Source organism: Candidatus Zymogenaceae bacterium (genome assembly GCA_016931225.1).
Classification (GTDB): domain Bacteria; phylum Desulfobacterota; class Zymogenia; order Zymogenales; family Zymogenaceae; genus JAFGFE01.
This window is the reverse complement of record JAFGFE010000018.1, coordinates 119110-131870: the sequence shown is the minus strand read 5'-3', so window position 1 is coordinate 131870 and position 12761 is coordinate 119110. Positions and strand designations below refer to the sequence as shown.

Here is a 12761-nt window from a genome sequence, read left to right as displayed (position 1 = left end):
GTTAATCAACCTCCCAGGAAAATCTCACAATCTCTTCGGCTATCTCGGCGGGGGTAAGTACTTTATCAACCAGCCCCGCCTTGATGGCGGCCCCGGGCATTCCGAACACCGCTGATGACTCCCTGTCCTGTACCAGGGTCATCCCTCCGTTTTCTTTGACGGCGGCGAATCCGTCGGTACCGTCTTTTCCCATGCCGGTAATGATGACACCAAGCATCGCGGCCTTGTAAATGCGCGCTGCGGATATCATGGTAAAGTCCGCGGCCGGAATAACGCCTTTATGCGGCGGCGCATCATGCAAAATCAGGAAGGGGGCATCCCCGTCTTCTCCTTCCGCCACAACCAGATGACGCTTACCGGGGGCGACGATAATTACCCCTTCCTCAATTGCCAGACCATCGGTACCGACGATGGTATTCATTTTTGACGCATTATTAATTCGATTAGCAAATGACGTGATAAACCGGGGAAGCATATGCTGAACAACAATAACTGATGCAGGCAGCACATGATCTATACGGGAAAAAATATCCACCAGTATTTTCGGTCCACCGGTGGATGACGCTATGACGATCAGCTTCCCCTCGACCATTACCCGTCTTACTTTAAACCGGCTACTTTTTTAACCATCTCAATGACTTTATCCGGCTCGAACGGCTTGACGATGTAGTCCTTTGCGCCTGCGTTTATCGCCTCCACCACCAACGGCTCCTGGCCCAACGCGCTGCACATGATGACTTTCGCGTTGCGGTCAAAATCGATTATTTCCTTGACCGCATCGATGCCGCTCTTGAGGGGCATAACAATATCCATCGTGACAAGATCCGGCTTCAATCTCTTGTACTGATCCACCGCTTCCTCGCCGTCTTTGGCTTCACCTACCACTTCGTATCCTTCGGAAGTGAGAACATCCCGCAGCATCACGCGCATGAAATTCGCATCATCAACAATCAATATTTTATAACTCATAGCTCATCACGTTAAACGAGGTTTCCACATAATGTACCAATTTATCCACATCCAGCAAATTGATTATCCTATCTCCTTCGGTAAAAACAGAAGAAACGAAAATCTCTCCCTTGTTTTCATCTCTGAGCATCGTATCGCCGGAAAGAAACTCCTCATCAACGCTCAATACGTCGGTTGTTTGACCGGTAACCAGCCCCAGGTTCATGCCCGCATGCTCCAGCAAGATAACCTGGTCGATCTGCGATTCATCCTCAAGGCCGAGTACCTTGTCGACATCGATCATGGTGATGATGCTGCCCGCAAGGTTCATGATCCCTCGAACAAACCCCGGCGCCCGAGGAACTCTGGTAATCGGCTGCAGGTCGGCGATCCGTTCCACTTTTCTAATGTCGATGGCGTAAATTTCCTTTCCCACCCGAAACAGGATGATCTGACCCTGCGCACGGACAAGCCTTGGAGTTTCCACCTCGGCCATGCCACTACACCTCCAATTCCGGATCGAGCTTGAAGGAGTTGACTATACTTTTCAATCGATCGGCCGTATCCGATAATTCCTGGGCGGCTGACGCCATCTCCTCCATCGAAGCGGTCTGCTCCTCAGTGGCGGCGGATACTTCCTCGGTTGCGGCGGCGTTGTCTTCGGCTACTCGGGCGATTTCATCCACCGCCTTGACCATTTTCTCTGCGCCGAAGGACTGCTCCTGAGTCAGCGTTGAAATCCGGTTGAGTTCATGCAGTGAATCCAGTGCGATACGTACAACACCGTTCAGCGAGTTGACCGCCGAGTTGATAACGTTCTTTCCGTCCTGAACGTTTTTCAAGACATCCCGAACATCAGTCATGGTTTCTTCGCTGCTGTCATGGATGACTTTCACGATCCCGGTGATTTCCTCCGCGAACCGCGTGGTGCTTTCGGAGAGCTTTCTGATCTCGTCCGCGACCACGGCGAATCCCCTGCCGTATTCGCCGGCCCGGGCCGCCTCGATGGTGGCATTAAGAGCTAAAAGATTCGTCTGCTGGGCCACGCCGCTGATCACCTCGACAATCTTCCCGATTTCCCTGGCCTGTTCCGAAAATCTGAGCATGTCCATGCCGATTTTCTCCATGTCCTCCAGCACCGCCATCATTCGCTCCATGGCGTTGTCCACCATCTCTCCGGCGTTGCGTGCCTCCTCCTGGCTCTTATCCGAGGTCTGGGAAAGCTCCCGCGCCGTGCCGGCAACCTTTTCTATGTTGCCCGCAATTTCCTTGATGATTCCGGACGTCGTTTCGACCATTTCGGCCTGGTGCTCCGCACCTCGGGAGACCTGTTCGATTGTTGATGCAATTTCCTCGGTGGATGCATTAATTTCCTCCGCCGAAGTGGAAAGCGACTGGGCGGAATCGGATACGTTGGATGCGGTACTTTTGATGTGTCCGACAAGCTCTCTCAGGTTTCCTAACATTCGATTAATGGCGTTGGCCAGGTCCACCGTCTCATCGGGAAATATTTTCTTGGCCGAGATATCGATATACCGGCTCAAATCTCCCTGGCTGATTATTTCGGTCGTATTGGTCAGTTCGCGGAAATCTCCGGTGAATCCCTTGGTAAACAGCCATCCTAATACAAGCCCGATACAAATGGACATCAACGCCGAAATCATGCGCTGAAGTAAATCATCATCGACGATGTTGAGGAGATCAACAATCTGAGTAACGATGACGGAGGCAAGAATGACCAGCAGGAATCCAAGAATAAACTTGTAGCCGATCTCTATTCTCATTACAGGTCCTCCCGTTTTACTTTATAGTACACCAATGGAGGCAAATTTTAAAGGGATATTGTTACACTTTTTGGTAAATTCTGTCAGGGATACTCACCGTTCTAAAAAGATGCCGTCCCCGACCGACAAGCGATTCGGTTCTCCCCAGGATAAGATAACCTCCATCAACCAGTTGCCGATGAAATCCGGTTTCCAACATTTCCTGGTATCTTCGGGAGAAGTAAATCAGGATGTTGCGGGCCAGAATCAGGTCAAACCGTCTATGGACCCTCTGTTTAAGCACATCTTTCTTGATAAAAAGAACCGATTTCTTCAATTCCGGTGTCACCTGATAGCCCGCGTCAACCTTAACAAAATAGTCTTCGATCAGGTTCGATGACATTCCCGACATCCGCTCGGGCGGATAGATCCCCTTGATTGCATAAAACAGCGCCCGTTTGTCGACATCGGTTCCGATTATCCTCAGATCAAATCTCCCGTTTATTTTTTTGAAGTATTCCAGAAAACAAATTGCGACGCTATACGGCTCTTCTCCCGTGGAACAGCCGACACTCAATATGTTTATTTTTGTATCGCCCCGATGTTCCCTGTTTTGTACGATCTCGGGGACTACGATCCTTCTGATGTTGTCGAAGGTTTCCTTGTTTCTAAAAAATCTGGTGACATTCACCGTCAGCGCATTGAGCAGCCGTTTGTATTCATCCTTGTCCCGTTCCGCCAGATCGAGATACTCGTCGACGTCCGTGCAATTTTTGGCCCGCATCCGCACTCGAAGCCGACGCTTCACATAGACATCCTTGTAGATGTTCATGTTGATATTCGACCGCGTGTACAGAAGCTCCTTGAGCCTGGCGAGCGATCTGACCGAAATCCGCAGATCGTCGAGCAATCCCGAGCCGCCGGGTGTATTGGCGTCGGATTCAATCAGAAGGGCAGCACCTCCTTCAAATCGTCGGCAACCCGTCTGCTCATTATGGAAATAAGGCCGAGATTCGCAGTACGTTTCGCAATAACCGTCAACAGCGCCTTTCCATCAATGTCCGTCAGTATGATCTGTCCATCGGAATTGATGATAAGTGTGTTGTGATTCTTTCCATGTTTAATTTCCCGAACCGCCCGGTTCACCACACTCTGGGTGTTGGAAGACACGGCGGCGATGATCTCCTCCTCGAGGCTTGTGGGAAGCGTTGAGGCAAGGACAAGTCCCTCGTAGGTCTCAAGCACCACCGCATCGACACCGGAAATGCCCGTGTGCAATTCCGATATTATCTGTGTAAGCTTTTCGACTTTATATGTCGTCACGAGTAAACCTCATCAGGGACATTAGAGACGCCCAATCAGCGCGTTTAACACCGATTGTGCACTTTTTTTGTCGGTTGCATTACAGGGTAGAATTACCGTGTCGTCCGACAGGTCCAGATCCTTTTTCAGGATATCCAGAGACACCGCGTCCTCTTTATCCTGCTTGTTGGCCGCCACAACAAACGGCTCTTCGAGAATATCCGAGAAAAACTTGATGATATCTTTCGCCTCCTTGAATCGTCGGGTGTCTGTGGAATCGACGATGACGATGAATCCGAGCATATTTTCGGTCAGCACTTCCCACATAATCTGGAGCTGTTGCTGGCCCGGCGTTCCAAAGAGATATATCTTATCGTCACCCCTGGTCACCTTGCCGAAGTCCATGGCGACGGTCGTCTCGGATTTTATGGCGGCAAGGTCGGCGACGGTTACCTTCTTTTCTGTGCTGACCACAGCTATTTCGCTGAGTGTTTTGATAAACTGGGTTTTGCCGCTGTTGAAGGGACCGGTTACCACAACCTTTTTTCTACTCATATCACACCTCCACCACCCGTTTCTCTCGATGTATCAATATCTTCGCCGCCGGACATCCACAGCATACAGGACGTTCTTGCAGCTCCTTTTGGTTTACGCCGAAAATATACCGGTAAGTGTACCAGCTCCAGAGGTAACATATCTTCCGTGTGAAAACCGGGCAACAGGACTTTTCTTTCTTGCTTTTTTTACCCCATATAGAGAAACATGCTCCACATTATTTGAAGCATATCTTCATATTTTATCGTTTACTGACTGTTTTTGATTCATTTGACTTAACTTATAATATTTTTGTGCTCATCAGTCAAGGATTTTCCCCGTCCCCCGAAGTGAAAAACTCCTCGACATCTTCGGGTCTGTCCGTAATACGGTAATCGGAAAGGCTGTTCAGAAACAGTGTCCCGTACGTGCGGGTATACAGCCGGGAGTCGAACACGCACAGCGCCCCCCGATCGGATGCGCTGCGGATGAGCCTTCCCAATCCCTGCCTCAGGGCGATGACCGCCCGTGGAATCTGATAGGTATAGAAGGGATTTCTCCCCATCATGGACAGATACTCGCCCCTGGCCTGGATGATCGGATCTGAGGGGGAATCGAACGGGAGCTTGTCGATGATCACCAAGGAAAGGGCCTCCCCCGGAACGTCGACCCCCTCCCAGAAGGATGACGTGGCGCACAGCACAGACTCCACGTCGGTGCGAAATGCATCCAAAAGCACGGGCTTCGGCGCCTCCCCCTGCACAAACACCGGCATGGAAAGCCGCTCCGATAATTCCCGATACATCTCGTTCATGTTCTTGAAGCTGGTGCACAGAACAAGCGCTTTCCCTTGAGAGGCCGTGATGAGCCGCTCGGCAAGGGAGGATATCCGGGGAATGAATGACGGATGCGAGGGCTCAGGCAGCCCCCGGGGAATGCACAGGAGGGCCTGACGCGACAGATCGAAGCCGCCGGCGATACGAACGCCCCGGGTCTTCTCATAAATCGCATCACTTGACGCGTCATCCGTCGATTCCCAGAGCCCCACGCTCCGGGCGAAGAAATCGAATTCACCGCCGACGGTGAGGGTCGCCGATGTAAAGACCAGGGTGTCCAGCGCCGGGTAGAGGGTCTCCCGGAGGACCTTCCCCGAGTCAATGGGCGTGGCCATCAAAAACAGCCCATGCCCCCTGACCTCGCACCAGTACACGGTGTCCGAGTCCGGCGGCGAGAAGAAGGTGTCCAGATCCGCCGCCAGCTCATCGGCCCGCCGGGAGATGGAGAGGATCCCCTCGGAATCGGTGTTAAGGCCGCTGACCCGGTCGGACAGGAGGGTGAGACGCTCCCTGAGTTGGACCGCGTTTTGCGCGTCCTCCTTCGAGAAGAACCCCCGGCGCATGCGCACCCTTCCCTCGCCCCGGGATTGAAACAGCCTGCGGTGAATGTCACCGAAAAACGTGTTCGAGGCGCCGGTCAGCTTTTCCGCGGCCCCGGCGACCCGTTCATCGACCACTCCTTCGTGACCCATTTCCCGAAGCAGGTCTCTCATCAGCTCGTCGATACGAAACCGGGAGAGGGAGCACCCGAAATAGGCGGCACAAACATCCTCAAGATGGTGGGCCTCGTCGAAGATCACCGCATCATGCTCCGGGATGATACCCATCCCCCCCAGGTGCTTGATCATGAGGTCCGCGAAAAAGAGATAGTGGTTGACCACCACCAGGTCCGCCTCCCTCGCCTCCCGGCGCCTTTTCATCACGAAACACCGCTCATGGTGGGGGCAATTTGCGCCCGTGCAGGTGTCCGCGGTGGAGCATATTTCGTTCCAGGGGGTGTAGGAATCCGGGAGCCGGTCGATCTCCGCCCGGTCCCCGGTTTGGGTGGTCTGAACCCATTTTTCGACTGTGCGAAAGAGCAGGGCGTCGTCCTTGAATGAAAAGGTGCCCTGGCGGATGAATCGGTCGTAGTGACGCAGACAGAGATAATTTCGCCGTCCCTTCAGGTGTACGGCGGTCACCGGCCTGTCCAGAATATCGGAAAGCAGGGGCACGTCCTGATTGATTATCTGGTCCTGGAGGTTTTTCGTGGCCGTGGAGACGACCACCTTTCTGCCCGACAGCACGGCCGGGGCCAGGTAGGCAAGAGTTTTGCCGGTACCCGTACCGGCCTCCACCATCAGACATTCCCGATCCACAAGAGCGTCCCGCACGGCCCGGGACATGGTCAATTGGCCGTCTCGAAACTCGTATCTTTCCAGAACCGCGGACAAAGCGCCGTCGTCTCCAAAAATCTCCTCGATGCCCGGCTCCGCGCGGGTGTCCCGGCTCTCCTCGGGAATTGTTGTCACTATTGACTTATCCGGATTGATGGTGGTATATACAAAGAATCAATGAAACGGGCGAAGAATCCCGTGTAAAACAAAACGAGGGCACCGACACTCTCTATTCAGGATATCCGTATCGGGGCGGAAACGCAAGTATATAATGTATTACCTCCACCCCGGTTTCTCACAAAGGAGAACGGCATGAGTAATCAGAACAAGACGTCCCAGTTCATGGTGACGACCATCATTTTTTTCGCCATCTTTTTTATCATCTACTTCCTGTTCTTACGGAAGGATGAAGAGACGTTTTTTACCCCCGACGACTATGACGTGGTATTCATCAACGACGGAACCATCTACTTCTCCGACTTCAAGGGTGAATTCACCGAGAAGGCGGCAAAGGGCGTCTTTGTCGCCTGGGATACGGTGGGCGAGGGTGTCTACTTTATCGATAATTACGCAAAGCTGAGATACTACGACATCGACGAGGGGAAGCCGCGGGATGTGACCACGAACATCACCGATTTTGAAATCTCCCCCACCGGTGACGCCATCGCCGTGGTCCAGACCCTTGACGAGGACCGCGTGCTCGTTATCGATCCGGAAGGCACGGTGATCGCGGACTTGGGGCCGGGAACCGCCCCCCGCTGGTCCGGGGACGGAACGATCCTTGCGTATCTCACAGGCGGCGGCGTGACGATCGCCGCACGTCCGTCGGACGATCCCGCTGGCTTTCGGGTGCGGTTTTCTCAAAAGGGATCGGTGTCGGATATGGACATCTCCCCGGACGGGAAGACGATACTGATGGTGGAAACCGTGGAAATGGAGTCGTCTCTATCGAAAATCGAGCTGACCGGCTCGGGATTCGGCGAAAAAACCGTGATCAAAACCGGCACCCTGGATGAAGTCCCCCCGGCGGGGGCGCCGGTCGGCTTTTCCGAACCGAGGTTTTTCTCCGGGGAGAACACGGCGCTTTTCATCTATAACGACGCCTCGGGCGGCCGGGTGTTTAAGATCGACATCGATGACGACGAGGTCAAAGGACTCACCCAGGAGCCGGGGCCGATCTTTCGTCTTTCCATCGCCCCGGACGACGAAACCGTCGCCTATTTCCTCATCAACACCGCGGCCCAGCCCTCCTTCACGCACATCACCGACGAGGGCGATGTTCCGATGATCCTGGGACCGGACACCATCAACGAGGCCTTTGTCGAAAAGATATACCGGATGAACGATGAAGAGGAAATCGGCGGTGATGAGGTGAACAAATACAACCTCGACCAGTTTTTGGAGAGCGACGTGATCCGGGTGATCGATTTAAAGCGGGACGTCTACTGGGTACTGGGGAGTGGGCAGAATCCATCGCTGAGGAAGTAGGGACCGCCCCGACGGGGGGGGGCGACTTTCACCGCTCCTCGATAATATTGTAAATATACCAGACATCACGCCGCCCCGATGATTTCATCGGGGCGGCGTCTTTTTTTCACAAAATATGCGGCCGACCCATCCATGAAGAGATACGGGCGATATCGGCGTTCCTTATCGTATCCCCCCGTCCGCCGATGCGGACCGAATGGACGGTGACGGGGTGATGTCGATATCGTTCACCCCCCATGACGCGGATAAAGCGCCGCGAAAAGCTTCACCGCTTCACAGCCCTCTCCTCATCCACCACCCCTTTCCTCCGGATACCCGCTTACCCCGGCCCGACGAAATCGACCCCCCTCCCCAGGCAGATGAATCCCGGGTTGAGGAGCGTCTCCTTGTTGTAGGAAAGCTCCTCCCCGCCGGCCACAACCCGGCCGCCCGCGGCCCGCACCACCGCGTGGGCCGCCGCCGTGTCCCACTCATAGGTGGGGCCGCTTCGAACGTATATATCCGCCGTGCCGTCCGCCACCAGGCAGAACTTCAGCGAGCTCCCCATGGAAACGGTGTCGACCACATTATAGCGGGAGAGGATCTCTTCCTCGTCGGGATTCGCGTGGGACCTGCTGCGTACCGCCACCCGTCCCCGCCCGCCGGGGGTCTTTCGGGGAATCGACTCCCTCTCACCCTTCTCCTCCCGAAAGGCGTCGCCGCCCTCCGTTCCGCCGTAGAGGAGATCGATCACCGGGGCGAAGACCACCCCCGCAATCGGCAGGTGATCCTTCACCAGGGCGATGTTGACGGTAAACTCTCCGTTTCGCCGGATGAACTCCTTCGTGCCGTCCAGGGGATCGACCAGGAAAAAAATCGGCCATTCCTGCCTAACCTGTGGGGGGACGTCCTTCCCCTCCTCGGAGATGATCGGGATATCGGGGTATGCCTTGCCCAGCTCCCGGACGATAACCGCGTGGGACGCGGTGTCCGCCCGGGTCAGGGGCGAATCGTCGTCCTTATTTGTTACGGAGATATCCTCCCCGTCGTACACCTCCATCACCGCCCGGCCCGCACTGCGGGCGATGTTGGACAGTGTCGTTATTGAAACTTCCGTGCTCATGGGTCACCGATCAGTAGATGTATATACAAAAAAACCGATTGCGCGGACGAAAACGGATTTACATAAAATCATCGGGCCGGTCCCGCATACGCTCACCCGCCCGCTCCAGGGATTCCTCACGATTGGAATATGCGTCAAGGAAGTTCTTCAAATAGACCGGCTTGGAGCCCACCGGCACCTTCAGCTCATACAGATCCACATCCGGCGGGGTCACCCCCTTCAGAAGCTCCGGATTGAGCCGTTCCAGGGTCGAGGTCTTGACCTCCAGGACATCGGCCATGAACGAAAGCGTCACCCCACCCGGCACATATACCTTGTCGTATTCCAGCGGCGTCACATCAATGGGAACGGCGAAGCCGTAGGCCTCGGGATGTTCCATAATGATGATCATGGCGATGATTCGGGGCACGTATCCCCCGGCCTGAAACGAAAGCCTCCCTTGACGCCCCATCTCCCACAGACCCACATCCCCGCACGCCTTGAGGGCGCTTCTGATGGGGGCGCCGCCGCAGTTGTATCCGGCCAGGGCCAGGTGCCAGTCGTCGAAGGTATTGTAAAAATAGCGCAGATACTTCGCGGCGTACATGGTGGACTTCTCGTAGTCCTTACGCTCATCCACCCACTCGTCGATGCGCATGCCCATCTTCCGGGCTGTCGACGGGATGAACTGCCAGGGACCGCCGGCGTCTTTGACCGACACCGCGTCGGCGTCGAACCCGCTCTCGATGATGGCGACGTAGACCAACTCCTCCGGCACCCCGTATTCCCGGAATATCCCCCGCATCATGGGAGCATAGCGCTGGGAGCGGGACAACCACTTCTTGATGGAATAAGGCGATCGGGAGAGCGCCTCCAGCTCGTCGAGCACCTCGTCATTGACCACCAGGGGAAAATACACTCCATCCTCGGAAAAGGAGGAGATGATCTCCTGCTCTGTGTCGGAAAACGGGAGCGACACGCCCACGGAGAGGGAAAACGACGCGCATCCCGAGAGGGGAAGCGTCACAGCCCAAAACAGCGTGCACACGACAATGCGAGAAAAAATATCCTTCATTCGGAGTGTCTTCTTCGGGGTATACAGCCACTACAGATACTACCCGTACCGATCGAGCACTGTCAAGGGGGAAAATTCATTTGACATACGAGCGATGAACGGATACTATTTTGAACAGACAATCATCGGAAATCACCATGGAAACGACGCGGCTTCACGAAGAAATCAGGGAACTGGCGCGTAAAAAGAACGCCGTTCTCCTTGCACACAATTACACCGTCAGCGAGGTGCAGGATGTCTCTGACTTCGTGGGAGACTCCCTGGGTCTTTCCATTCAGGCGTCCGAGACCGATGCGGACATCATTGTGTTTTCCGGCGTGCACTTCATGGCGGAAAGCGCCGCCATCCTCTCACCGAAAAAAAAGGTCCTCATCCCCAAGCTCGATGCGGGATGCCCCATGGCGGACATGATAACCTCCGAAGACGCCCGAACATTCAAGGAACGGTATCCGGGGGCGGAGCTGGTGATGTACATCAACTCGTCGGCCGCCGCCAAGGCCGAATGCGATATCTGCTGCACGTCGGCCAACGCCATCCGGGTGGTCGGCGCCACCAAGAGCGACATGGTCCTCATGGCGCCGGATCGGAACCTGGCCCAGTATACCGCCCGCTTCACCGACCGGGAGATCGTCTTCTGGGACGGCTACTGCATCGTGCATGAACAACTCACCCCCGAAGACGTGCAAAAAGCCCGGGACGCCCATCCGGACGCGGAGCTCCTGGTCCACCCGGAATGTCGGCCCGAGGTGATCGACATGGCCGACCAGGTGGCCAGCACCTCCGGCATGCTGAAATACGTGAAAGAATCGTCCCACCACACGTTTTTGATTGGAACGGAAATCGGCATACTCCACCCCCTGAGATGTGCATCACCGGAGAAAAACATCTACCCGGTATCGGAAAAGATGGTCTGCGTCAATATGAAAAAGACATCGCTTGCGGACATCCGGGATTGCCTGAAGGGGGAGAAAAACCGGGTCGTCGTCCCCGAGGACGTGGCGAAGGGGGCGAAGATCGCCCTGGATCGGATGATCGCCATCAAAAAGGACGATTAGCAACAACGGGCGGCCGAAGTCCACCGCCGACCATGTTTTTTACCATTTTTCTTTGATGCACAAAAAAGGCGGAGGAAGGGAGGCCTCGTGACCTTGAGAAAACACGCGATCCTATCGACCAGGTCTTTTATTATCACATGTATTTTGACAATCGCCCTCGTATCGGCGGCGCCCGCGGCGTTCCCCCAGGAAGATGCCCCGGTCGAGGCGTCCGGCCCCTCCACCATCGATATCATCAGAGACCTGATTGACGACGACACCGCGGTGCTGGTATACAACGCGGACACCATGAAGGTACTGGTAATCACCTCCGGAGGCACCGCCACCCGGACCCTTCCCGAGACGGACGAGCCGCTGGAGACCCGCGTCAAGACCTTCGTGGAATCCATGGAGGCGTTGGACCCGCTGGTAAACTTCCAGGACGAGGCGTACGCCCTTTATCAGATACTGATAGGGCCGGTGAAGGAGGATATCGCCGGCGCCTCCCGCCTGGCGATCATTCCCGGCTTCACCCTCAGAAAGCTTTCGTTCGCCGCCCTCGTCTCAGAAAAGGACAAGACGAACGATTTCATGCCCCGTCCCCGGTTTTTGATGGATGACTACGCCCTCTTCTACTCCCCCGCCATAAGCCTTTTGGCGGATTCCTTGGCCCTGGATGCGTCCACAAATCTCGGGGGCCTGGTCATGGGAAACTCCCCCTATCCCGGCGGTTTTGCGTATCTGAAGGTTGCACCGCTGGAGATGAAGGCGGTGACGGCGGAGATCCCGGGCGCCGTGATGTATGAAAAAGAGAGCGCCACGGAGGCGCTCTTCTGGGACGAGATGGCGAAGGGGGGCATCTCTGTCGTCCACATCACCAGCCACAGCGTGATAAAAACGGGCAACGACGAATCGTCCCGGATCCTGCTGGCCGGGGGCGACGGCCAGGACGGCAACCTGACGGTGAGCGAGGTTCTCTACAGCTACATGGACGTGAACCTCGTCACCCTTTCCGCGGATAGAACGGCGCTTATCTGGAGCGGCTCCGGGGGATTCCCCGGCGCGTTCCTGCTGGCCGGGGCCGATTCGGTATTGGCGACGGTCTGGACCATCGACCGGGGGGTGACCGCGGTCTTTATGGAGTTTTTCTATAACAACCTGACCGATCACGACAAGGCCGAGGCCCTGCGTCTTTCACAGCAGATGGTTATCGATTCGGAAGAAAAAAAGGGGTACCGCCGCCTTGCCCATCCGGGATACTGGGCGCCGTTCGTCCTGTATGGATCATACAAGTAACAGCGGTCTAAAAATATATATGGGGAGG

13 protein-coding genes are annotated in these 12761 nt (G+C 55.3%); 3 read left to right on the top strand and 10 right to left on the bottom strand.

Going from position 1 to position 12761, the window contains the following annotated elements; genetic code table 11:
* Position 1: 1 nt before the first annotated feature.
* The 8 genes from JW885_07770 to JW885_07735 all read right to left on the bottom strand — a co-directional run bounded on the left by JW885_07770 (position 2) and on the right by JW885_07735 (position 6894).
* Positions 2-592 (bottom strand): chemotaxis protein CheB, encoded by a 591-nt coding sequence (locus JW885_07770; protein MBN1882054.1) that lies wholly within the window; start codon positions 590-592, stop codon positions 2-4.
* An 8-nt stretch (positions 593-600) separates the two neighbouring features.
* The gene (locus tag JW885_07765) at positions 601-969 is read right to left on the bottom strand and encodes a response regulator (GenBank protein MBN1882053.1); all 369 of its coding nucleotides are present in this window, start codon (positions 967-969) and stop codon (positions 601-603) included.
* Positions 959-1444: a purine-binding chemotaxis protein CheW gene (locus tag JW885_07760; GenBank protein MBN1882052.1), complete on the bottom strand. Its 486-nt coding sequence runs from the start codon at positions 1442-1444 to the stop codon at positions 959-961. Before JW885_07760 ends, JW885_07765 begins: the two co-directional genes overlap by 11 nt.
* Before the next feature lie 4 nt (positions 1445-1448).
* Complete coding sequence (locus JW885_07755; GenBank protein ID MBN1882051.1) at positions 1449-2732, bottom strand: methyl-accepting chemotaxis protein; 1284 nt, start codon at positions 2730-2732, stop codon at positions 1449-1451.
* A 61-nt stretch (positions 2733-2793) separates the two neighbouring features.
* Positions 2794-3621: a protein-glutamate O-methyltransferase CheR gene (locus JW885_07750; GenBank protein MBN1882050.1), complete on the bottom strand. Its 828-nt coding sequence runs from the start codon at positions 3619-3621 to the stop codon at positions 2794-2796.
* A 35-nt stretch (positions 3622-3656) separates the two neighbouring features.
* Positions 3657-4034: a roadblock/LC7 domain-containing protein gene (locus tag JW885_07745; protein ID MBN1882049.1), complete on the bottom strand. Its 378-nt coding sequence runs from the start codon at positions 4032-4034 to the stop codon at positions 3657-3659.
* 21 nt (positions 4035-4055) lie between these two features.
* Positions 4056-4568: an ATP/GTP-binding protein gene (locus tag JW885_07740; GenBank protein ID MBN1882048.1), complete on the bottom strand. Its 513-nt coding sequence runs from the start codon at positions 4566-4568 to the stop codon at positions 4056-4058.
* A 304-nt stretch (positions 4569-4872) separates the two neighbouring features.
* Positions 4873-6894, bottom strand: coding sequence for an ATP-dependent DNA helicase (locus tag JW885_07735; GenBank protein MBN1882047.1), 2022 nt, complete (start codon positions 6892-6894; stop codon positions 4873-4875).
* A 177-nt stretch (positions 6895-7071) separates the two neighbouring features.
* On the opposite strand from JW885_07735, the gene JW885_07730 reads away from it, so the two are divergent.
* Positions 7072-8247: a PD40 domain-containing protein gene (locus JW885_07730; protein MBN1882046.1), complete on the top strand. Its 1176-nt coding sequence runs from the start codon at positions 7072-7074 to the stop codon at positions 8245-8247.
* Positions 8248-8566: 319 nt separating this feature from the next.
* On the opposite strand, the gene cysQ is transcribed toward JW885_07730, so the two are convergent.
* A complete protein-coding gene (gene cysQ, locus JW885_07725) occupies positions 8567-9349 on the bottom strand; it encodes a 3'(2'),5'-bisphosphate nucleotidase CysQ (GenBank protein ID MBN1882045.1) in 783 nt (260 codons plus the stop codon).
* A gap of 58 nt (positions 9350-9407) precedes the next feature.
* Positions 9408-10403 carry a lytic transglycosylase domain-containing protein gene (locus JW885_07720; GenBank protein ID MBN1882044.1) on the bottom strand — a complete coding sequence of 332 codons (996 nt, stop codon included), beginning with the start codon at positions 10401-10403 and terminating at the stop codon, positions 9408-9410.
* Positions 10404-10540: 137 nt separating this feature from the next.
* Between JW885_07720 and nadA the strand changes: the two genes are divergently transcribed.
* On the top strand, positions 10541-11458 hold the full coding sequence (gene nadA / locus JW885_07715; protein MBN1882043.1) for a quinolinate synthase NadA: 918 nt from the start codon (positions 10541-10543) through the stop codon (positions 11456-11458).
* A gap of 87 nt (positions 11459-11545) precedes the next feature.
* Positions 11546-12733, top strand: a complete 1188-nt coding sequence (locus JW885_07710; protein MBN1882042.1) for a CHAT domain-containing protein — start codon at positions 11546-11548, stop codon at positions 12731-12733.
* Positions 12734-12761 lie beyond the last annotated feature (28 nt).

Coding starts and splice junctions, on each gene's coding strand:
- JW885_07755 (MBN1882051.1), bottom strand. CDS start 2,732: ATGAGAATAGAGATCGGCTACAAGTTTATTCTTGGATTCCTGCTGGTC.
- cysQ (MBN1882045.1), bottom strand. CDS start 9,349: ATGAGCACGGAAGTTTCAATAACGACACTGTCCAACATCGCCCGCAGT.
- nadA (MBN1882043.1), top strand. CDS start 10,541: ATGGAAACGACGCGGCTTCACGAAGAAATCAGGGAACTGGCGCGTAAA.
- JW885_07730 (MBN1882046.1), top strand. CDS start 7,072: ATGAGTAATCAGAACAAGACGTCCCAGTTCATGGTGACGACCATCATT.
- JW885_07760 (MBN1882052.1), bottom strand. CDS start 1,444: ATGGCCGAGGTGGAAACTCCAAGGCTTGTCCGTGCGCAGGGTCAGATC.
- JW885_07765 (MBN1882053.1), bottom strand. CDS start 969: ATGAGTTATAAAATATTGATTGTTGATGATGCGAATTTCATGCGCGTG.
- JW885_07740 (MBN1882048.1), bottom strand. CDS start 4,568: ATGAGTAGAAAAAAGGTTGTGGTAACCGGTCCCTTCAACAGCGGCAAA.
- JW885_07720 (MBN1882044.1), bottom strand. CDS start 10,403: ATGAAGGATATTTTTTCTCGCATTGTCGTGTGCACGCTGTTTTGGGCT.
- JW885_07770 (MBN1882054.1), bottom strand. CDS start 592: ATGGTCGAGGGGAAGCTGATCGTCATAGCGTCATCCACCGGTGGACCG.